At 70.3% G+C, this 21,560-nt stretch carries 15 protein-coding genes; 8 read left to right on the forward strand and 7 right to left on the reverse strand.

Translation table 11 applies throughout. The features are described 5' to 3' along the window. Window positions 1-18 precede the first annotated feature (18 nt). Together ACJ8AT_RS31210 and ACJ8AT_RS31215 are read left to right on the forward strand one after the other, a co-directional pair. A complete protein-coding gene (locus ACJ8AT_RS31210) occupies window positions 19-1,515 on the forward strand; it encodes a polyamine aminopropyltransferase (RefSeq protein WP_407741584.1) in 1,497 nt (498 codons plus the stop codon). Then, window positions 1,506-3,140 carry an FAD-dependent oxidoreductase gene (locus ACJ8AT_RS31215; RefSeq protein WP_407741585.1) on the forward strand — a complete coding sequence of 545 codons (1,635 nt, stop codon included), beginning with the start codon at window positions 1,506-1,508 and terminating at the stop codon, window positions 3,138-3,140. The genes ACJ8AT_RS31210 and ACJ8AT_RS31215 overlap by 10 nt, the downstream gene beginning before the upstream one ends. A gap of 27 nt (window positions 3,141-3,167) precedes the next feature. Here the strand turns inward: ACJ8AT_RS31215 and ACJ8AT_RS31220 are convergent, their stop codons facing one another. Together ACJ8AT_RS31220 and ACJ8AT_RS31225 are read right to left on the reverse strand one after the other, a co-directional pair. Continuing rightward, window positions 3,168-4,262, reverse strand: a complete 1,095-nt coding sequence (locus tag ACJ8AT_RS31220) for a GntR family transcriptional regulator (protein ID WP_407741586.1) — start codon at window positions 4,260-4,262, stop codon at window positions 3,168-3,170. Between the two features lie 349 nt (window positions 4,263-4,611). Next, window positions 4,612-5,997, reverse strand: coding sequence for a serine/threonine-protein kinase (locus tag ACJ8AT_RS31225; RefSeq protein WP_407741587.1), 1,386 nt, complete (start codon window positions 5,995-5,997; stop codon window positions 4,612-4,614). Window positions 5,998-6,178: 181 nt separating this feature from the next. Between ACJ8AT_RS31225 and ACJ8AT_RS31230 the strand changes: the two genes are divergently transcribed. Beyond that, window positions 6,179-7,042, forward strand: coding sequence for a class I SAM-dependent methyltransferase (locus ACJ8AT_RS31230; RefSeq protein WP_407741588.1), 864 nt, complete (start codon window positions 6,179-6,181; stop codon window positions 7,040-7,042). On the opposite strand, the gene mug is transcribed toward ACJ8AT_RS31230, so the two are convergent. After that, window positions 7,039-7,539, reverse strand: coding sequence for a G/U mismatch-specific DNA glycosylase (mug, locus tag ACJ8AT_RS31235; protein WP_407741599.1), 501 nt, complete (start codon window positions 7,537-7,539; stop codon window positions 7,039-7,041). The genes ACJ8AT_RS31230 and mug overlap by 4 nt on opposite strands. 195 nt (window positions 7,540-7,734) lie before the next feature. Between mug and ACJ8AT_RS31240 the strand changes: the two genes are divergently transcribed. From ACJ8AT_RS31240 to ACJ8AT_RS31255, 4 genes are all read left to right on the forward strand, one after another. Further along, the gene (locus tag ACJ8AT_RS31240; RefSeq protein WP_407741589.1) at window positions 7,735-8,781 is read left to right on the forward strand and encodes an ABC transporter substrate-binding protein; all 1,047 of its coding nucleotides are present in this window, start codon (window positions 7,735-7,737) and stop codon (window positions 8,779-8,781) included. Further along, window positions 8,778-10,448 (forward strand): ABC transporter permease, encoded by a 1,671-nt coding sequence (locus ACJ8AT_RS31245; protein ID WP_407741590.1) that lies wholly within the window; start codon window positions 8,778-8,780, stop codon window positions 10,446-10,448. Before ACJ8AT_RS31240 ends, ACJ8AT_RS31245 begins: the two co-directional genes overlap by 4 nt. After that, window positions 10,448-11,491 carry an ABC transporter ATP-binding protein gene (locus ACJ8AT_RS31250; RefSeq protein WP_407741591.1) on the forward strand — a complete coding sequence of 348 codons (1,044 nt, stop codon included), beginning with the start codon at window positions 10,448-10,450 and terminating at the stop codon, window positions 11,489-11,491. The genes ACJ8AT_RS31245 and ACJ8AT_RS31250 overlap by 1 nt, the downstream gene beginning before the upstream one ends. A gap of 70 nt (window positions 11,492-11,561) precedes the next feature. Continuing rightward, a complete protein-coding gene (locus tag ACJ8AT_RS31255) occupies window positions 11,562-13,181 on the forward strand; it encodes an NADP-dependent glyceraldehyde-3-phosphate dehydrogenase (RefSeq protein ID WP_407741592.1) in 1,620 nt (539 codons plus the stop codon). A gap of 41 nt (window positions 13,182-13,222) precedes the next feature. Here ACJ8AT_RS31255 and ACJ8AT_RS31260 read toward each other — a convergent pair whose 3' ends face one another. The 3 genes from ACJ8AT_RS31260 to ACJ8AT_RS31270 form a co-directional block, all read right to left on the reverse strand. After that, complete coding sequence (locus ACJ8AT_RS31260) at window positions 13,223-13,822, reverse strand: DUF4390 domain-containing protein (protein ID WP_407741593.1); 600 nt, start codon at window positions 13,820-13,822, stop codon at window positions 13,223-13,225. Between the two features lie 5 nt (window positions 13,823-13,827). Beyond that, window positions 13,828-16,209 (reverse strand): hypothetical protein, encoded by a 2,382-nt coding sequence (locus ACJ8AT_RS31265; protein WP_407741594.1) that lies wholly within the window; start codon window positions 16,207-16,209, stop codon window positions 13,828-13,830. 134 nt (window positions 16,210-16,343) lie between these two features. Further along, window positions 16,344-17,699, reverse strand: coding sequence for a sigma-54-dependent transcriptional regulator (locus tag ACJ8AT_RS31270; RefSeq protein WP_407741595.1), 1,356 nt, complete (start codon window positions 17,697-17,699; stop codon window positions 16,344-16,346). Window positions 17,700-17,882: 183 nt separating this feature from the next. On the opposite strand from ACJ8AT_RS31270, the gene ACJ8AT_RS31275 reads away from it, so the two are divergent. Then, the gene (locus ACJ8AT_RS31275) at window positions 17,883-21,296 is read left to right on the forward strand and encodes a protein kinase domain-containing protein (protein WP_407741596.1); all 3,414 of its coding nucleotides are present in this window, start codon (window positions 17,883-17,885) and stop codon (window positions 21,294-21,296) included. A 41-nt stretch (window positions 21,297-21,337) separates the two neighbouring features. Here the strand turns inward: ACJ8AT_RS31275 and ACJ8AT_RS31280 are convergent. Continuing rightward, the coding region (locus tag ACJ8AT_RS31280) for an aldehyde dehydrogenase family protein (protein ID WP_407741597.1) at window positions 21,338-21,560 on the reverse strand (223 nt) is incomplete at its 5' end.

Genomic DNA, 21,560 nt, shown 5'->3' on the forward strand with positions numbered 1-21,560 from the left:
GTGGAGTGAAGTGAAGACTTGAACAAGACGCTGCTGTTCATCACCGTCCTCGTCATCGCCACGTGTGGGCTCATCTACGAGCTCATCGTGGGGGCGCTCGCCAGCTATCTGCTGGGGGACTCGATTACGCAGTTCTCCACCGTCATCGGCGGCTACCTGTTCGCCATGGGCATTGGCAGCTACCTGTCGCGCTTCCTCGACAAGGGGCTGGCCCAGCGCTTCGTGGAGGTGGAATTGGGCGTGGCGCTGGTGGGCGGCCTGTGCGCCCCGGTGCTGTTCCTCACCTTCGCACTCACCAACGTGTTCACGGTGGCGCTGTACGGCAGCGTGCTCGCCATTGGCACGCTGGTGGGGCTGGAGATCCCCCTGCTGCTGCGCATCCTGAAGGACCAGGTGAAGTTCAAGGACCTGGTCAGCCAGGTGCTGACGTTCGACTACCTGGGCGCGCTGGTGGCCAGCGTGTGCTTCCCGCTGTTCTTCGTGCCGAAGCTGGGGCTGGTGCGCACCTCGCTGTTCTTCGGGCTGCTCAACGCGCTGGTGGGGCTGTGGAGCACGTGGCTCTTGGCCCCCGTGCTGGCCCACCCCGTGCGGCTGCGAGTGAAGGCCGTGGCCCTCTCCCTGTTCCTCGTGGTGGGGCTGGCCCTGGGCGAGCGGCTGACGACGTTCTCCGAGGAGCAGCTCTTCGCGGATGAGGTCGTCAACGCCACCACGTCGCCGTATCAGCGCATTGTCCTGACGCGGGGCAAGCGTGGGTTCTCGCTGTTCCTCAATGGCAACCTGCAGTTCGCCAGCGTGGACGAGTACCGCTATCACGAGTCGCTGGTGCACCCGCCCATGGTGCGAGCCGGCTCGGTGGAGCGGGTGCTGATCCTCGGAGGCGGGGACGGGCTCGCGGCGCGCGAGGTGCTGCGCTACCCGGAGGTCCAGTCCATCACCCTGGTGGATCTGGATCCGGCGATTACCGGGCTCGCCACCCGGTACGAGGAGCTGGCCACGCTCAACCACCACTCGCTGACGAACCCGAAGATGCGGGTCATCAACACGGACGCGATGAAGTTCCTGGAGGAGGGGGACTCACTCTTCGATGTGATCATCATCGACTTCCCGGACCCGAACAACTTCGCGCTGGGGAAGCTGTACACCACGGGCTTCTACAAGCTGGTGAAGAAGCGGCTGGCCAAGGACGGGGTGGGCGTCATCCAGAGCACCAGCCCGCTGTTCGCGCGGCGCTCGTTCTGGTGCGTGGACAACACGCTGAAGGCCGCGGGGTTCTGGACGCAGCCGTACCACGCGCTGGTGCCCTCGTTCGGCGAGTGGGGCTACGTGCTGGTGGCCCACGAGGCCCCGCCGCGTCACCGCCCGCTGCCCGAGGGCCTGTCCTTCCTGGATGAGCCTACCTTGGAGGGGCTCACCCAGTTCTCTCTGGACATGAGCCCGCTGCCGGCCGAGGTGAACCGGCTGAACAACCAGGTGCTGGTGCACTACTACGAGGAGGAGTGGCGGCGGTGGAACTGACGCGGCGGGAGCTCATCGCCGCGTTCCTGGGCTCGGCGGTGGCGGCCAGCGCGTGCCGGCGCTCGCGGCCTCGGGAGCCCGTGCCGGGAGCCATCATCGACAAGGCCGTGGACGTCGGGCACCGCCTGCGCGGCGGGCCGCTGCCACGCGCGGAGACGGTGGAGCCGGTGGAGGTGCTGATTGTGGGCGCGGGCGCGGCGGGCCTGTCCGCGGCGTGGCGGCTGATGGGGGCGGGGCTGAAGGACGTGCGGGTGGTGGAGCTGGATGACGAGCCCGGGGGCACGGCGCGCTCGGGGAAGAACTCGGTGTCCGCGTATCCGTGGGGAGCGCACTACCTGCCGGCGCCGCTGACGGAGCAGGGCGCGGTGATGCGGCTGCTGCGAGAGATGGGCGCCGTCTCGGGAGTGGATGCCGAGGGCTCTCCCACCTTCGCGGAGGAGCTGCTCATCCGTGAGCCGGACGAGCGTCTCTTCTACCAGGGCGAGTGGTACGAGGGGCTGTACCTGCGAGCGGGCGCGAGCGCGGCGGATCTGGCGGAGGCGGAGCGCTTCGACGCGCGGATGAACGCGTTCGCCGCGGCGAAGGATTCGAAGGGGCGCAAGGCGTTCGCGGTGCCCACGGCGCTCTCGAGCGATGACGCGGAGTGGACGGCGCTGGACAAGCTGAGCATGGCGCAGTGGATGGAGGCCGAGGGCTTCCGCTCGCCGCGCTTGAAGTGGATGGTGGACTACGCGTGCCGGGATGACTACGGGACGACGGCGGACGGAGTCTCCGCGTGGGCGGGCATCTGGTACTACGCCGCGCGGCAGGCGGGGAGAGGGGAGCGCGGCGAGGGCTTTCTGAGCTGGCCCGAGGGCAACGGGCGGCTGATCCGGCAGTTGCTGTCCTCGCTGCCACCGGGGCGGGTAGAGCGGCACGTGCTGGTGCACACGGTGGAGCCGGGCGCGGAGGGCTGCCGGGTGGAGGCGCTGGAGGCGGGGACGGGGAAGGCTCGGGCGTTCCAGGCGAGGCAGGTGGTGTTCACGGGCCCGCGGTTCGTGGCGGGGCACGTGGTGGCGCCGTGGCGGGAGCAGCGGCCCGAGTGGATGGGGGCGTTCTCGTACGGGCCGTGGGTGGTGGCGAACCTCACGCTGTCGAGCCCGCCGAGATCTCGCGGCTTCCCGCTGGCCTGGGACAACGTCTTCCACGACAGCAAGAGCCTGGGCTACGTGGTGGCCACGCACCAGGCCATGAGGCAGTACGAGGGTGGGCCGACGGTGCTCACGTGGTACCTGCCGATGGTGGGCAAGGACGTGAAGGCCGAGCGTGAGAAGGTGCTCTCAGCCGGGTACGGGGAGTGGGAGGGGCTGGTGATGGCGGACCTGATGGCGGCGCACCCGGGGATCGCCGAGCAGGCGCTGCGGCTGGAGGTGATGCGCTGGGGGCACGCGATGATCCGGCCCTCACCGGGGCTGATGTGGGGCCCGGCGCGCTTCGCGGCGCAGGAGAGCCTGGGGCGCACGCTGCACTTCGCGCACACGGACCTGGGAGGCATGGCGCTGTTCGAGGAGGCCAACTGGTTCGGAGTGAAGGCAGCGGAGCGCGTGCTGAAGGAATTGGGGCACTCGTTCACGAGCTGGCTGTAGCCGTGATCGGCGCTCCCCAATGAGGCGTTACGCCCGCACTTGGAGACACTGCTCCGAGCGAGCCGAACTACCGGCTCCAACTGCCGGGCCAGCGGGCGCAGGAGCCGAGCCGAGGGATGCGGACACAGGTGGTGGGCTGCTTGGCGGCGGCGCCTGGCACAATCTGGTCTGACAGCCAGACCGGTTGCGGCAGTGCGCGCCCGACAGCCCCACCCCCGCGCACTCAGGCTCAGGCTCAGGCTCGGGCTCGGCCTCAGGCTCGGACTTGGCCTCAGGCTCGGACTTGGCCGCGGGCTCGGGCTTGGCCGCGGGCTCGGACTTGGCCTCAGGCTCGGACTTGGCCGCGGGCTCGGAGTTTTCTGCGGGAAGTGGCTCCGACTGGGAGGCCTGGAGTGAGTCATCCACCTGGCAGGTCGGCGCCAGACTCGCGAGCACACGCTCATCGACGGCCTGCAGCAGCGCGAGCACCTGTGTGCGTACGGCCTGAGTGTTCCTCTCCCCCAAGGTGTGAAGCGCGCACAGCGACCACTGCTGGACGGCCTCACAGTCCAGGTGCGGCAGCACCCGCTCGGCCATTGCCCAGAAGGCCCGCTCCAGCGACTGAATGAGTAGGAAGTGGCCAGGACGCGCCGCCACGAGTGCCGCTCGCCTCAGCAGTTCGAACTCCCGCCGGGCCCACGCACTCGGAGGCTCTTGCCAGCGTGCCGCCTCCCGCAGCGCGAAGCAGTGCTGCTCCAATTCCGCCAAGTCCTGCTGGGAGGCGTTCTCACAGCAGGCCGCTAGCAACTCGACAGCAGTGTCACGCTTGAGCGCCAGGAAGCCCTCCAGCAACCGGCGCCTCTCCGGGAGCATTCGGTCCCTGGTGTGCAGTGCCACGGCCAGGTTCTCTAGCGTCACCGCCTCGTCCAGTGCCACCGTGCGGCTCCGGCGCCCCGGGTGCTTCACCACCAAGCCCTTCGCCTCCAGCCGTAGCAGCGCCTCCCGCACCGTGGCACGCGAGACACCGTAGCTGCGCGCCAGGCTCAGCTCCGAGGGCAGTCTGCCGTCCCCCGGCAACTGCCCCAGGCCAATGACTCGCTCCAGCTCTTCCTCTACCTGCGCGACGAGCCCCCACCGTTCCATGTCCGCCACCCTCCTTGCTGCTCAGGGCCGCCATCCAACCACCTGAGTCTGACATCGGCGTGCTACCCGGGAAGGCGGCTCCTCCGCGCTCATCCCTTCAGCGCGGCTTGGGCCGCTTCCACATGGCTCGGGAGGCGAATGTCGGGGTGTACTGGCTCCCTGTTGCCAGGGTGAATCTGGCTGGGCTGGGGAGCGCTGTTGAAGGCGAGAAACCACGCCGGCCGCTGCTCGAGGTGGTACCTGTGGAGCAGGTGGACTCGCGCTGCGCATCCCTGAAGCCCTGGATGTACGCGTGCAGCAGCTCGATGTGCAGCCCCGCGAGCATGTCGTCCGTCCCTCATACCCGTCCTCACGGATTCTTCAGGGGCACCGAGGTGGGGGGATGCTTGCGCCCGGGAGGGATGAAGGGCACGTAGCAGGTGCCCTTGAACATCTGGCCGCCGAGTTCAGTGCACCCCTCACGCTCGACGGAGGTCTCCGCCCAGCACCCTCCGTTGAGAGCGACCAGCCCCTTGCGAGGGCAACGTCCCTTCTGATCGGGCCGCACCTGTCCGGGCTCCGGCTCGGGCAGGGCGTCCTCGCCCATTCCCTGATCCATGGCTCCAGAGGGCACCTTATCCGGGGTTGCGATCGTCGCGGCATCGCCGAGCCCCGCAGTCCCTGCATCCGGGGAATCGCCCTTCACGGGCGCTGCTCGTGCGACGGAGGGCTGCTCCAGGGGCTCATGAAAAACTGATCGCCCCATCCACACGGTCAGAGCCAGACCCGCCACTGCCGCTGGCACCCAGAGCCATCCATGTCTCCGAGGCGCTCGGGTGCTGGAGGATTTCCGAGAGGGGCTCACCGGTGGGACAGGCTCCAGCTCCTGAGCGAGTTGGGCCGCGGTGCCGCGCTGCTCGGGGGCCACCGAGAGCAGGCGCAGCATCAGGGAGCGCAGAGAGGGCTCCACCACGAGGCTGTTCCGCAGCGAGCGAGGCAGGCGCACGCCCTTCAGGTGCCAGGTGCCGTGTTCATCCCGGAAGGGCTCGGCCAGCTCCGGGTACTCACCGGTGAGCAGCCGGCACGCGGTCACGCCCAGCGAGTAGAGATCATCCGCCGCCGAGGGCCGGTAGAGCGCGGAGGTGTCCCCATGGAATTGGATCTCGAAGAGCCAGGACTGAGGGGAGCGGTAAAGAGGGGTGCCCGGAAAGCCCATGGCGGGAGTGAGGGCCTCGGCGCCCGGGTAGAGGCCAGTGCCGAAGTCCATGAGCATGGCCCGGTCGTCCGAGCGGCGCACCAGGACATTGGCGCCCTTGAGGTCTCGGTGGATGGCGCCTTGAGCATGGAGGGTGGCCAGCGCCTGAGCCAACTGAGCCAGCCAGCGCCGCACCCTTTCGGGAGCGGGAGGGTGAAGGCGGGCGTGCTCATACAAGGGCTCGCCCTCCACCCACTGCATGACGAGGAAAGGATGGAGTGTGCCAGCCGGAGAGCGCCAGGAGCCCTGATCCACCAGCCGAGGAATGCTGGGGTGGTGGCAGCGGGAGAGCAGCCGGGCCTCGCGGGCGAAGCGAGGGTCCTCCGGACGCAGAGCCAGCTTCAGGGCCACGGGAGAGGCGTGTTCGTCGTGGCAGGGCACGGCGCGGAAGACAGCGCCAAAGGCCCCAGCGCCCGCCCAGGCCTGCACGCGCCAGGTGCCAAGCACCGTGCCCGGAGGCACCAGGGTAGGGGGGAGTACGAGGGGAGAGGAGCTGTCCATGCGGTTGGGCGGAAAGTTTCCAATGGCTCGGGAGGAAAGGAGGTTTTCTTCCATTCCAAGCCGACGTTTCCAGTCGAAAGTCGAGCGCCACTTCTCGTCGACGAGAAGTGAGCGCCACCTCACGGATGCGCTGGGGCCTCGTTGGAGCTAAACCCTGGATTCGCTTGGGGAGGGGCAGGGCATGAAAGCAGGACGTGCGAGCCAGACCGCGTCGATGGTGGCGTTCATGCGAGCGCTGGCGGATGTCGGCATCACCTCCGTGCCCGAGTTCAGCGACCCGACGGCGCGTCACCTGCTGGCGCCTCCGTGGTCGACTTTCTTCCGCCTCGCGGAGCGGCGCCTGCAAAAGGCGTCTCCCAAGGCGCGCCAGGGCGCCGCGGTCGGAGTCGACGTGCTGGCGCTGCGCACCGTGCTCATCGATGCGTATCTCCGGGAGGCGCTCGCGCGGGGCATCCGCCAGGTCGTCATCCTGGGGGCGGGCCTGGACGGGCGGGCCTACCGCATCCAGGAGCTCGGGGAGACCACGGTCTTCGAAGTGGATCACCCTGACACGCAGGCGTTCAAGAGGTCCCGGCTGGAGCCGCTGACGCCGACCGCGAAGCAGCTTCGCTTCGTCTCCGTCGACTTCGAGAAGGACTCCCTCGACCGGGCGCTCGAACAGGCGGGCCAACTCACCGGTGAGCCCACGTTCTTTATCTGGGAGGGCGTGGTGATGTACCTCACGGATCAGGCGGTGCGCGGCACGCTGCGCGTGGTTGCCTCGCGCTCCGCTCCCGGCTCCAGCATCCTCATCAACTATTCGGTTCCTGGTACACGTCCCGGACCGTTGAGCTTGCTCCTGCGCCTGTGGCGCGAGCCGCAGATCGGCGAGCGGACCCCAGAGGAGATGAAGGCCCTGGTGGAGGAGGTTGGCTTCGAGGCCGCCGAGGACTCCGGCATGCCCGAGTGGGCCCAGCGCTTCGGCGCCAAGCCCCCTCCGCCGCGTATCGAGCGTCGCTTCCGGATCGTGATCGCCAACGCGAGAGGTACCCACACGGCCCGTTAGTCCCGCTCGGCCGCTTGCCGCAGCTCTCGGAACAGCCGCGCCAGATCCTTCAACTGGTAGTGCGCATTGAGTCCGCTCGGGTTGGGGAGCACCCAGAGCCGTGCGTCTCCCAGCGTCTCCGTCTGGAGCCCCAGGATGGCCTCGGGGCGCGCGAAGGCGGCCCGGAAGGCGCTGATTCCCAGCAGCGCGATGAAGCGGGGCCGGTAGCGCCGCACCTTGGCGATCAGCCTCCGCCCGCCGGTGACGAGCTCCTCGGGCGCGAGCTGGTCCGCCGTCGCCGTGGCGCGGTCCACCACGTTGGTGATGCCGTACCCGAGCTCCAGCAGCTCGTGCTGCTCGGAAGGGGCCAACAGGCGCCGAGTGATGCCCGCGGCATGCAGCGTGGGCCAGAACCGGTTGCCCGGCCGGGCGAAGTGGTGGCCCACCACCGCCGAGTACAGGCTGGGGTTGATGCCACAGAACAGGACCCGCAGCCTCGGCGCAATCAGGTCCGGCATGGAGCGCCCCACGGCCGCGCGCAGCTCCTCCGGGGTGGGTCTTCGAGCGGGAATCATCGGCAGGCAACCTACCGGGTAGGCGGGGCGACAGTCTACCGTGTCCGTCCAGCCCGGTGCCGAGTTGGGACGCCCTCGGGAGCTCTCGCGCCTGGAGCGCCGGTGACATTCCGTGTGCGTGCCGCATAATCGCGGTGAATGTCACGCCTCTCGCTCCTTCCTCGGGCCGGCCTTGTGTCCGTGCTCGTTCTCCTGGCGTCGTGCCGGATCGAATCGGCCGCGCCTTCGGATGCACCCGCCTCGGCGGCTCGGGAAGGGACGCCCTCTGGAGATGTGTGGGTCTACAGCTCCATGTACCAGCACGTGATTGATGCGCTCGATCCGCTGCTGAAAGAGAAGCTCCCGAACGTTCAGGTCCACTGGTACCAGGCCGGAAGCGAGAAGGTCGCCAGCCGCCTCGAAGCCGAGCGGGCCGCGGGCGCCGTCCGAGCGGACATCCTCGCCACGTCCGATCCCTTCCTGTACGAGCGGCTCGCTCGCGAGGGCGCCTTCCTGCGCTATGCCTCTCCGAACGTGCTCCGGGTGCCCCGCTCGCTGCTGGACCTCGATGCGCGCTACGCCGCGATGCGCCTGTCCACCATGGTCCTCGTCCACCGCACGGGCGCGCCGCCGCCTCCCGCCTCTTTTGCTGACCTGGGCGGCGAGGGATGGAAGGGCCGTGCCGCGGTGGGAGACCCGCTCACCTCGGGCACGGCGTTCACGTGGGCCGTGTTCATCCAGGCGAAGTATGGCGAGGCCTTCTTCGAGCACCTGCGCGCCAAGGGCGCCATCGTCGCGGGCGGAAACGCCGCCGTGCTCCAGAAGGTGGAGAGCGGGGAGGTGGACGTGGGCGTGCTGCTGCTCGAGAACGCCCTGGCCGCGAAGGCGCGCGGCAGTCCCATCGACATCCTCTGGCCCGAGGACGGCGCCGTCGTCATCCCCGGCCCCGTGGCCATCTTCAGCACCACGCACAACGCCGTGGCGGCCCAGGCGCTGGTGGATGTGCTCCTGTCCCCCGAGGGCCAGCGCATCATCGTGCAGGGCGACATGCACGCGGTGGATCCCCGGCTCGAAGGGCCTCGCGGCCAGCCCGGACTGGAGACGCTGATGACCCGCTCCCAGCCGTGGACCCCCGAGCTCGTCGAGCTGGGGCTCACGCGCGGTGGGAACATCAAGGAAACGTTCAGCAAGGCGTTCTCGCGATGAGTGCCCGCGTGCCTGATGCTCGGTGGTTCGGGCTCGGCGCCTGGCTGGGGCCCCTGCTGTTCTTCGCCATCGGCCCGGTGGCGCTGCTGGTGGTGCGCAGTGTGTCGCTGGGAGGCGTCACGCTCTCCTCGCTGACCGGTGAGATGGGGGCGTTCGTGAACACGCTCGTCATCTCGTTGGGGGCGGCGGGGTTCGCGTTCGCGCTCGGCGCGCCCTTGTCGCTCCTGCTGTTTCGCACGGACCTTCCGCTCCGAGGCGCCTTCGCCGGGCTCTTCACGCTCCCGTCCGCCATCCCGCCGTTCATCTGGGGCATGGGGTGGATCCTGCTCGCCAGTCCCCGCGCGGGTTACCTGAACCGGGTGCTGGGCGAGGGGACGCTCAACATCTACGGGCCCGTGGGGATCGCGTTCGTCGAGGGCTTGTCGGGGCTGCCGCTCGTGCTGCTCGCGGGGGCGGCCGCGCTCCGGCGGGTGGATCCAGCGCTGGAGGAGGCCGCCCGGGTGTGCGGCGCTTCGCCGGTTCGGGCGCTGCTCGCGGCGACGGTTCCGCTCACCCTGCCGACGCTGCTCTCCGGGGCGGTGATGGTGTTCCTGATGGCGGCGTCCGCCTTTGGCGTTCCGTACATCCTCGGCGTGTCCGCGACGCCGCCCACGCGGGTGCTCACCACGCGCATCTACGAGCTCGTGCTTCTGGGCGGGGAGGGGAGCCTGGGGCGGGGCGTGGTGCTCGCCACGGGGCTCCTGCTGCTCACGCCGCTGGCGCTGTGGGCCACCTGGGCGCTGGGCCGCTCCGGCCGAGTCCGCCTGAGCGCCGGCAAGGGCGTCTCTCCCCGGCTCTTTCCGCTGGGGCGGGCTCGGCTCCCCGTGGCGGTGGCGGTGGGGGCTGTGTGCGCGCTCCTCGTCCTGCTCCCGCTCGGCGCCGTGGCGCTCACCTCCGTCCAGCGCAGCTTCGGCGCGACGCTGACGTGGCAGAGCTTCACGCTCCAGCACTGGTCGGGCGTGCTCTTCGAGGCGAGGACGCTGCAGGCCCTGGGGCGCAGCCTCCTGCTCGCGGCCGGCGCGGGGGTGCTGGTCTGCGCCTTCGGGCTCGCGAGCGCCGTGCTCCAGCGCCACTTCCGCCGCCTGGGAGCGGGCCTCGAGGCGCTCGCCGTGTGGCCCTATGCCGTCCCCGGGACGGTGCTCGCCATCGCGCTCCTCATCGCGTTCTCGCGCGATCTGCGGTTCATCCTCTTCAACCGGGTGGCCTTCATCCTGGCGCTCTCGCACACGCCCTGGCTGCTCCTGGTCGCGTATGCCGGGAAGTACCTCGCGCTGGGTACCCGTAACAGCTCGGAGGCGCTCGCCCAGGTGGATCCCTCGCTCGCGGAGGCGGCTCGGGTCAGCGGGGCCGGCCCGCTGCGAGCGTTCATCGATGCGCCCCTGCCGTTGCTGCGGCCCGCGCTCTTCGCCGCGTTCGTGCTGGCCTTCCTCGCCTGTGCCACGGAGATCACCATGTCCGTCCTCCTCGTCCCGGCTGGCTCCCAAGTGCTGGGCACGCTCCTGTTCGAGCTCCAGAGCTATGCGGATCCCGCCGCCGCGGCGGTGCTCGCCTGTGCGTTCGTGGCGCTGGTGCTGCTGGGGCAGGGGCTCCTCGTGCTCGCGCGGCGGCGAGCGGTGGAGGTGCGGTGATGGCGGCCCTCTCGCTCGAAGGCCTGTTCAAGTCGTTCGGTGCCACGCCCGTGGTCCGGGGCCTCTCGCTCGAGGTGCGCGAGGGGGAGCTCGTCTCGCTGCTCGGACCGTCCGGGTGCGGGAAGACGACGACGCTGCGGATGCTCGCGGGGCTGGAGCACCCGGACTCGGGCGTCATCCGCATTGGCGGCGAGACGGTGGCGGGGCCCAGCGTCCGGGTCCCTCCCGAGCGGCGCGGGCTGGGCATGGTGTTCCAGAGCTATGCCGTCTGGCCGCACCGCTCGGTGGAGGCCAATGTGGCGTATCCGCTCTCGCTGCGCCGCCTGCCGAAGACGGAGCTTGCCGAGCGAGTGCGAGAGGCCCTGCGCTGGGTGCGGCTGGAGAGCTTCGCCTCGCGGATGCCTCACGAGCTGTCCGGCGGGCAGCTCCAGCGGGTCGCGCTCGCGCGGGCGCTCGTGGCGAATCCGCGCGTGCTCCTGCTCGACGAGCCCCTGTCGAACCTGGACGCCGCGCTCCGAGAGGAGCTGCGCGCCGAGATCGCCACCCTGCGGGCCCGGTTGGGCACGACGATGGTCTTCGTCACGCATGATCAGGCGGAGGCGCTGGCGCTCTCGGACCGGATCGCGGTGATGAACCGCGGCGTCATCGAGCAGGTGGACGCCCCCGAGCGCCTGTACCGCGAGCCCTCGACTGCATTCGTCGCGGCGTTCGTGGGCGGCGCCAACGTGTTCGCCGGTGAGGCGCGAGAGGGCACGTTCCGCTGCTCCGGCCGGGACATTACGTTCGCGCTGCCCGAGGAGCTGCGCGGGAGCACGGGGCCGGGCACGCTGGTGTTCCGCCCGGAGGATGTCGAGGTGGGGGGAGAGGGCACGCCGCTGCCGCTCTCGGCGCGGCTGTTCCTGGGGCACGCGGCGGAGTACCGCTTCCCGGTCGGTGACACGCTGCTGCGCGTGGTCGGCCCGCCGCTCGACATCCGAGCGGGACAGGTGCTCCCGGTCCGCATCCGGAAGGCGAAGCTGTTCCCCGCTCCCAGCCAGGGCTGAGTCACGCCGCCCGAGGCGTGGCACAATGGCGGGCCTCCGGCGCCCTTCGCGCCCTCTTCCAGGATCCGCCATGTCGAACTTCCTCGAGAACCTTTTTGCCGGCGCGGGAGACCCCCCGTCCGCCGCTCGCATCCCCGAGTTCACCGAGCAGCGCGAGTACCTGATCGACGGCAAGCTCCTCACCTGGCAGGGCGAGCTGAACCCGGTGCGCAGCCCCGTCTGCGTGAAGACGGACAAGGGGCTGGAGCAGAAGGTCATCGGCAGCACGCCGCTGCTCACCCGTCAGGAGTCGCTGGCGGCGCTCGACGCGGCGGTGCGAGCCTATGACTTGGGCCGCGGCGCGTGGCCCACCATGAGAGTGGCCGAGCGCATCGAGCACGTGGAGCGCTTCATCGCCCGCATGCAGGAGCAGCGGCAGGCGGTGGTGAACCTGCTCATGTGGGAGATCGGCAAGACGCAGAAGGACGCCGAGAAGGAGTTCGATCGCACGCGGGACTACATCAACGACACCCTGCTGGCGCTCAAGGAGCTGGACCACAACTCGACGCGGTTCCTCCAGGAGCAGGGCATCATGGGGCAGGTGCGGCGCGTGCCGTTCGGCGTGGCCCTGTGCATGGGCCCCTACAACTACCCGCTCAACGAGACGTTCAGCACGCTCTTCCCGGCGCTCGTCATGGGCAACACGGTCATCTTCAAGCCGGCCAAGTTCGGCGTGCTCCTCATGCGCCCGCTGCTGGAGGCCTTCCGTGACAGCTTCCCGCCCGGCGTCATCAACATCATCTACGGCCGCGGCCGAGAGACAGTGGGCGCGCTGATGGAGAGCGGCAAGGTGGACGTGTTCGCCTTCATCGGCACCAACGTGGGCGCCAGCGAGCTGAAGAAGATGCACCCCAAGCCGCACCGGCTCAAGGCGGTGCTCGGGCTGGATGCGAAGAACCCGGGTGTCATCCTCGAGGACGCGGACCTGGACAACGCCGTGAGCGAGTGCGTCACCGGCACGCTGTCCTTCAACGGCCAGCGGTGCACGGCGCTCAAGGTGCTCCTGGTGCAGAAGAAGCTCCTCGAGCCCTTCCTCGAGAAGTTCATCGCGGCGGTGAGCAAGCTCAAGCCGGGCCTGCCCTGGGAGCCCGGCGTGGCGCTCACGCCGCTGCCCGAGCCGGGCAAGCCCGCGTACCTCAAGGGGCTGGTGGACGACGCGATTCAGCACGGCGCCCAGGTGCTCAACCCGCACGGCGGGGAGATCCACGGCTCGTTCTTCTTCCCGGCCGTCGTCTCACCGGTGAGCGAGAAGATGCGCCTGTTCTACGAGGAGCAGTTCGGTCCCATCATCCCCATCGTGCCCTTCGAGGAGGACGAGGAGGCCATGCGCTACGTAGTGAACTCGCCCTTCGGCCAGCAGCTGAGCATCTTCGGCAGGGACTCGCAGCGGGTGGCACGGCTCATTGACGCGTGCGCCAACCAGGTGGGCCGCATCAACATCAACACCCAGTGCCAGCGCGGACCGGACTCGTTCCCCTTCAGCGGGCGGAAGGACTCGGCGGAGGGCACGCTCTCGGTGGCCGACGCGCTGCGGGTGTTCTCCATCCGCACGCTGGTGGCCACGAAGACGACGGCGGAGAACAAGGCGCTCTTCCACAACATCCTCACCCGCCGCGAGTCGGCCTTCCTCACGACGGATTACATCTTCTGACGCGCCCGCCGCGCCTGGGTCAGTCCCGGTAGCCCGGCGGTCTACTGGACTGGACTGACCTCACACCGGCCCGAGGCCCGGCGGGTGAGGTCCTCGGCCACGGTGAGCAGCAGGTTGCGGGTGACGGGGGAGCGCTCGTCCTCGGCGGACGGCCCCTGCGTGAGCCACGAGGCCACCTTGCCCAGGCTCGACGCCGTCACCACCTGCAGCCGGACGCTCAACTGCACGACAAAGGACTCGCCAGGCTCGGGCGGCTGCTCCAGCGTCCACGCGGTGCGCTCCAGCTCCAGCGCGGCGGCTCCCGAGGACAGGGGACGCCCGTCCAGCAGGTACGCGCCCTGGGAGAAGGAGAGCACCTGCGTGAGCCGCGCCGAGTCCACCTGCTCGTCGAACCACAGCTTGCGGCGGCGCAGCAGCGTCAGCTCCACCTCCAGCCGCCCCGCCAGCCCCAGCCGCAACAGCCGCTCCAGCTCCGCCGTCAGGAGGGCCTGGGCCTCGGGGCGCACCACCACGCGCCGCCCGCTGAGGGTGGCGGTGCACTGCGCCCGAGGCTCCTCCGCCCTGGCTCCAGACGCGAGCAGCCCCACCGCGGCGAACAGCGCCGCGCCGAGCCCTCGTGCCTGTGTCCCGAGCCGTCTCATGCGTGTCAGAAGGGCCGGGTGAAGAGGAGCCGGGCCTCGGGGATCCACACGGCGCGATCATCCGTGCGCCAGGCCGCGGTGAGCTCCACCTCGTCTCCGAAGTGCAGGCTGGCACCCGCCCCCAGCCGCGCGTCCGTCCAGCCCTCCGCCTGCCGCACCGAGCCCACGTCCACGAAGGCTCCCAGGGCATCCCACCGGTACTCGGCGCTGGCGAGCACCGAGGCGTCCCCGCGGAACTCCTTGAAGCCGTAGCCCCGCAGCGCGCTCCAGCCGCCCAGGCCCTCGAGTTTCTGTAGGGGCAAGTCCTCTCCGCCCGCGCCCCGCAGGCGCAGGCGCAGGGACTGCTCATCCCCCGTGGGCACGTAGAGGACGTTGTCGCTCACCAGCTTCCAGAAGCGCGTCTCCTCGTCGCCTCCGAGCGAGGGGCTGCCCACCTCCACGGTGAGCACGCTCCGCAGCGCGAGGCGGTCCGTCCATTCGCCCGCGGAGGAGAGCAGCGACAGCTCCGGGGTGCGGAAGAGCGAGCCCAGCTCCTCGCGGCGCCTCCCATCGCTGGCGTACTCGAGCCGGCCGATGACGGAGCCGAAGCGGCCCTCGGTGACGGGGGTGTTGGGGAAGGGCGGAGAGTCCCGCCGGAACAGGGACAGCGGGGGCGCGAGGCTCACCATGCTGGCGTAGGTGTCGCGGCGGTACTCGCCGCCCAGCAGCCAGTGGCTCCCGAGGTGCCACGTCGCGAAGGCGGAGACTCCCTTGCGGCGGAAGTAGTCCGCGTCCGGGCGGTTGATCAGCGCCGAGTAGATGTACGAGTCGATCGCGCCGATCCGCCACCGATCGAACGTGTCGGTGAAGTCATGGAGCTGCGCGCCCAGCTCGGCCAGCCCCAGGGAGGGGATCCGCGCCTTGGCGCCCAGCAACCAGTTGAGCCGGCGCTGGCGGTGCGTCTGCTCCGGATCGTCCGGGATGTGCTGGCCTCCCAGGTGGAAGGGGATGAAGAACGCGGTCTGCAGCGTCAGGTGCGCCCGGTCTTTCGGATCCCACAGCCGGAGCGTCCCTTCGAGCCCGGGCGCCAGGCCCGTCACCTGCGTGTGCACGGGCAGCAGATCCAGATCGAAGTCCGGCCGGCGCGTCCGGACGCGGGCCACCACCCGGTGGCCTCGGGTGATGATCCCCGTGGCCTTGCCGTGGCCCTCTTCCTCGCTCCACCAGCCGTCGAAGACCTCCGTCCAATCGTACTCGGCGTGCTCGCGCCGACGCGGGCGCCGGGGCTCCTTGGGCTCCTCGCGGACGGTGCGGTAACCGCGCGTGCCGTCCTCGGTTTCCTCCTCGACGAGCCGGACTTCCTCCCCGTGCCGCTCCACGCCTCGGATCTCCAGGTAGGGCAGCCTCTCCTCCAGGCGATGGATGGCGCGGGACATGTCGCTGCGCAGGAAGAGGTCCCCGGGCTGGATCCCCAGCGCCTCCCGGACGCGCGGCACCACGTCCGCGTCCACGCCCTCCACGTCCACGCCCTCGATGTGGCCCTCGTCCACCACCACCTCGAGCCGTCCGTCCGGGTGCAACGTGGCGGTGAGGCTGGCCAGGAGGTAGCCGCTCCCGCGCAGCTTCGAGAGCTCATGCTCCAGCGCCGCCTGGAGGCCCCCCGAGACGATGCCGGGCAGGAGCTCGCCTCGCGCATCGATCCGGGCGAGCCACTCCCGCGGAGTCCGGACAGGCGGGCAGGGCGGAGGAACCGGCGTGACGCTGACCTTCACGCTCCGCTGGTGGATGTGCACCGTGGCCACCACCTCGTCGTCGTCGTCGTCGGCCTCCTCCCCATCGCCGGGCTTGAGGGGAGGGAACAGGTCCTCGCGCAGCTCGCGGGGCGTGAAGTCCTGGGCCCCCTGGAAGGAGACGGAGGCGACGAAGGGCTGCTCCTCGAGCGTGACCTCCAGCGTAGGCGCCGCGCCGTCCACGAGCCGCAGCGTGGGGGTGATGCTGGCAAAGAGGCTCGTCCGCGTGAGGCGGCGCAGGGCCCGGGTGGCCTGCTCCACGGTGAGCGGACCCGCCGTGGGCAGCCCCGACAGCGAGCGCACCTGCTCCACGGTGAGATGCTGGAGGCCCTTCCACTCGATCCCCGAGATCCTCTGGGCCTGCCCGTCGATGCGGAGCTGGAGCGAGCCGAGGGTAGAGGGCGGGGCCTCCGAGTCCTCGTCCGAATCCAGGCACATGTCCGCCTGCACCGGAGGCGTGGTGCCAGCGCCGGGGGGAGTGCCGGCCTCGGGCTCGCCCATGGGGCCGGGGGAGCTGGAGGGAGGGACCGCCACGGGAAGACCTGCATCCGGGGGCTCGCCCTGAGCACCCGCCAGGAGCGGGAGGACACAGCAGAGAAGGAGAACGAAGCGGTTCATGCCTGGATGGAAGAGCACGCGCCGTTCCAGCCGAGGCCGTGCCGTAAGTGCTCGAAAGGACGAGGAGCGAGCCGCCAAAGGGATGTCATTTCCACATCTCGATGTCACGGCGTGATGTGAGCGCGACATCACCCTCATGATACGGGGAGGCCGAGCGCCTTGATGCGGCGGTAGAGGTTGCCCCGGTCCACCCGCAGCAGGCGCGCCGCGCCGGCGATGCTGCCCCCCTCCTCCAGCGCCGCGCGGATCAGCTCTCGCTCGAAGTCCTCCACGTGCTCGCGGTAGGCCTTCTCTCCCAGGGTGGGGCGGGCGGCGCGAGCGGCCAGCGGCGCGGGGCCTTCGAGCGAGTCAGCCGTCAGCGTCAGCGGGCCATCGCCGCGCAGGAGGTTCAGGCGCTCGATGTAGTTGCGGAGCTCGCGGACGTTGCCGGGCCAGCGGTACGCGCGCAGCGCCACCTCGGCGCCGGGGGCGAGCTCCAGCGCCACGTGAGGCCCGGCGATCTCGGCGGTGAAGGCTCGGGCGAGCGGGAGGAGATCCTCGGGGCGCTCGCGCAGGGGCGGCACCGCGAGCGGCATGACGTTGAGCCGGAAGAAGAGATCCTGCCGGAAGCGCCCCTCCTTCACCGCGCGAGCCAGGTCCTGATGTGTGGCGGCCAGGATGCGGACATCCACGGCGATGGGGCCGGTGCCGCCCAGGCGCTCCACCTCCTTGGTCTCCAGGGCGCGCAGCAGCTTGGCCTGCAGCTCCAGCGGCATGTCGCCCAGCTCGTCGAGGAAGAGCGTGCCTCCGTGGGCCTGCTCGAAGCGGCCGGAGCGGCGCGCGGTGGCTCCGGAGAAGGCGCCCTTCTCGTGGCCGAACAGCTCGCTCTCCAGCAGGGTGGCGGGGATGGCCGCACAGTTGATGGCCACGAAGCGCCCCTTGCGCCCCGAGGCCAGGTGGAGGGCGCGGGCCACGCGCTCCTTGCCGGTGCCCGTCTCGCCGGTGATGAGGACGGCGGCGTCGCTCGGGCCCACGCGGGTGATGAGGTGGCGCAGGTGCTCCATCGCGGGGCTGTCCCCCACGAGGTGTCCGGGGCGGGCCAGCTCCTCCAGGAGCCGCTGGCGCTCCTCGCGCAGCAAGCCCAGCGCGAGCGCGTTGCGCAGGGCGGTGAGCAGGCGCTCGGGGGAGGGCGGCTTCTCCACGAAGTCGGTGGCCCCCAGCTTCAGGGCCTGCACGGCCTCGGCGGGCGAGGCCTCACCGGAGAGCACCACCACGGGAGCGGGCAGGGGCCGCGGCAGGCGAGCGAGCAGCTCCAGCCCCGTCTCCCCGGGCATCCGAAGATCCAGCAGCACGAGATCCGGCGGACCCTCGGGAGCCTCCAGCAGGCGCGCGGCCTCGGCGGCGGAGCGGGCCTCCAGGGGCTGGAAGCCCTCGTCCGAGAGCAACCCGCGCAGGCCCTTGAGGACTCCGGGATCATCATCGACCAGGAGGATGCGAGGGCCGGGCTTCATGTCTCGGGTGGGGAGAGGGGGAGATCCACGCTCACCAGCGTACCGCTATCGGGAGCGGGTTCGAGGCGCAAGGTGCCTCCGTGCGCGTCTCGGAGACCCGCCTGGGGGCGCGTGGACTTCGGTCACCGGATCAGAAACAATTTGGAGGAGGATTCCCCGCTTCGCAGGGCTTCGCTGGCAGTCATGGGTCAAGACGATTTGCGGAAGCCGGGTGACGGGCAGGGCGAGCCAGCCGCCGCGGCCCTGGACGAGACGCTCACCCTCGCCGGTGGCCAAGGGCCGGGAGGAACTCCCACCCCCAAGTTCGGAGACATGGGCCTGGCGGCGCTCCTGGCGAAGGCGGAGCTGCCGGTGGTGGAGCCCGGCAGGTACACCCTCCACGGGGAGTTCGCCCGCGGCGGCATGGGCCGCATCTTCCACGCGTACGATTCCCGCCTGGGCCGGAGGGTGGCGCTCAAGCAGCTCCAGGCGCCCGGCGGCGAGGCGGAGAAGCGGTTCCGCGCGGAGGCGCTCCTCACGGCGCGGCTTCAGCATCCGGCCATCGTGTCCATCTACGATGTGGGCCGCTGGCCGACGGGCGAGTGCTTCTACAGCATGAGGTTCGTGCCGGGCCGCTCGCTCGACATGGCGATCCGCGAGGCGCTGACGCTCCCGCAGCGGATGGCGCTCCTTCCCTATGCGCTCGCGGTGGCCGAGGCCGTGGCCTACGCCCACAGCCAGGGCATCATCCACCGGGATCTGAAGCCCACCAACGTGCTCGTCGGTGAGTTCGGAGAGACCGTGGTGATCGACTGGGGGCTGGCCAAGGAGCTCTCCCGAGAGGCGGAGGGGGTTGTCGCGGCGCAGGCCCCCCGCGCTGCCCCGAACGAGCTGGACGAGGGCCTCACGGTGGCGGGCACGGTGATGGGGACGCCGGCGTACATGCCGCCCGAGCAGGCCCGGGGCGAGCCGGTGGATGAGCGCGCCGACGTCTACGCCCTGGGCGCCCTGCTCTACCGCATGCTGTCGGGCTGCGTGCCCTACGAGGGAGCCCTGCCGGAGCGAGTGCTCCAGACCGTGCTGGAGGGGCCTCCTCCGCCGCTCGCCAGCCGCCAGCAGGGGGTTCCCCAGGATCTGCTCACCCTCGTGGCCAAGGCGATGGCGCGCGATCCCCGGGAGCGCTACCGCACCGCGCGGGAGCTGGCGGAGGATCTGCGGCGCTTCCAGACGGGGCAGATCGTCGGCGCGCACGCGTACACCCGCTGGGAGCTCCTGCGCCGCTTCGTCCGCCGCTACCGGGCCGTGCTGTCCGTGGCGGCCGTGGCGCTGCTGGTGCTGGCGGGCTTGGGCGCGGTGAGCACCTGGCAGATCCTGGCTGCGCGAGATCGCGCCGAGCGCAATGAGGCCGAGGCCCTCAAGCGCGCCGACAACCTCTCCCTCATGCAGGCGCGCACTGCGCTGGAGCAGGATCCGAACGCCGTGGCCCTGCTGCGCAAGCTCTCGCCAGGCTTCACCCGGTGGCAGGAGGTGCGGCTCATCGCGGCGGATGCCAAGGCCCGAGGCCTGGCGACGCTGCTGAAGGGCCACCAGAGAGTCTTGACTGCCCAGCGCTTCATGCCGGACGGCGAGCACATCATCACCAGCAGCGACGACCAGACCTTGCGCATCTGGGATCTGGCGCGGCATGACCAGAGCCGCGTGCTGTCCGGGCACACGGATGAAGTCTGGAACCTGGAGGTCTCGGCGGATGGCCAGTGGGTGGCTTCCGCCGGGAAGGACGGCACGGTGCGGCTCTGGGAGCTGGCGACAGGCCAGAGCCGGGTCCTCGTGGGCCATGAGGGGGCCGTGGTGGCCGTGGCCTTCCTCCCGGACGGCAAGCGCCTGCTCTCCGAGGGGCACGACGGCACGCTCCGGCTCTGGGATCGTGAGACAGGCAAGCCCCTGCGCGTCTTCCAGTCCGAGGACCGCCTGCTCGCCCGGATGGCCATGACTCCGGACATGCGGTGGGTGGCCACCCCGGCGTTCAACAAGCCCGGGGTGCGGCTGTGGGATCTCGAGAGTGGCGAGCAGCGCGTGCTGATGGGGCACCGGGGTAGGTCATGCGCCGTGTTCTCGCCTGGCGGGGACGTGCTCGCCACGGGGGGAGACAATGAGACGGTGCGCGTGTGGGACCCGAGAACCGAGAAGGGGCGCGTGCTCGGCGAGCACCTGGGCCGCATCACCACCCTGGCGTTCTCCCCGGATGGTCGGAGCGTGGCGGCCGGAGGTCTCGAGCCCACGGTGCGGTGGTGGGACGTGACGACCGGCCAGCTCCATGAGCTGGTGGGGCACGAGGGGCAGGTGGAGGCCCTGGCGTTCTCGCCGGATGGAAGATTCCTGGCCTCCGGCGGCTATGACCGAGCGGTGCGGCTGTGGGAGCTGTCTACCGGCAAGGTCCAGGTCCTTCACGGCTCCGAAGGCACCATCTACAACCTCTCGTTCTCTCCGGATGGCCGGAGACTGGCCGTGAGCGGATCGGACGCCATCGTCCGCGTGTATGAGCTCCAGCCCCAGGTCAGCGTCCTCCAGGTCCCGAACAGCTTTGATCCCAGTGGCGTGCAGCTGTCCTCGGATGGACGGAGGCTCGCGACGGGGAGCCGGGATGGGACCGCGCGCTTGTGGGATCTCTCGACGGGCGCGGCCCTCGTCCTGGGAGGCCATCAGGCGAGCACGGTGGTGGCGCTCTCGCCGGATGGCGCCGTCCTCGCCTCTGGAGGAGAGGAGGGCACTGTTCGCCTGTGGGATGCGGACGGGCGCCTGATCCGCGTCCTCAACGCCCACTCCACCGCCGTGACGTCCCTGGTCTTCTCTCCCGATGGGCGGCAGCTTGCCTCCGCGTCGCTCCGGGGCGAGGTGCGCCTGTGGGAGCTGGCCACGGGCCAACCGCGGCTGCTGCAGGGCGAAGCTCCACAGCCTCCAGGCCGAGTGTCGCTGGTGTTCTCGCCCGATGGGAGCCACCTCGCCGCGGTGGCGGAGCTGGCGACCTCCGCGCAGCTCTGGGACCTGAGCACGGGAGCGCGCGTCCTCGTCAACCCCGGGAGTTACATCATCCGGGAGCTCGTCTTCTCGCCGGATGGACACGGCCTCTTCATCGGAGGATTCGACAACACCCTGCACCTCTTGGACCTGGAGGGGACCCAGCGCCTGCGCATCCACACGGGGGGAAAGGGAGTCCGGCAGGTGCTCGTCACACCGGATGGGCGGACGGTGGTAACCCGCGGGGAGCGTGAGAGCTTCGTGCGCCTGTGGGATGTGCAGTCAGGACAACCGCTGGCACACCTGGAGGGCCACAATGGCAACGTGAACCGCATTGCCCTCTCGGCGGACGGCAAGTGGCTTGCGTCCGCCAGTGATGACCAGACCGTGCGGCTCTGGGACATGGAGAGCCACCAGAGCCGTGTCCTGCAAGGACACACGGCCCCCGTGGTGGATGTGCGCTTCTCTCCGGATGGCCGTCAGGTCTTCTCCCTCGGCGCGGATGACACCCTGCGGATCTGGCCGGACGATCTGCCGTCATCGCCCGCGGCGCTGCGCGCCTGGTTGCAGGCAGTGGACGCGCCCACGCTCGGGGACGACTGAGCCGCGGAGCAGCCCCAAGCGTGAGCGTCTACGCTCCTGCCTCAACCCTGGCGCATCACGAGCAGGCGCAGCTCGGTCATGTCCTCGATGGCGTACTTCACGCCCTCGCGTCCCAGCCCGGAGCTCTTCACGCCGCCGTAGGGCATCGTGTCGACGCGGAAGCTCGGTACGTCACCCACGACGACACCGCCCACCTCCAGCTCATCCCACGCCTGCATGGCCCGGGACAGGTTGTCGGTGAAGACGCCCGCCTGCAACCCGTAG

Source organism: Hyalangium sp., from assembly GCF_045802625.1.
In the GTDB taxonomy this organism is placed as follows: domain Bacteria; phylum Myxococcota; class Myxococcia; order Myxococcales; family Myxococcaceae; genus Hyalangium.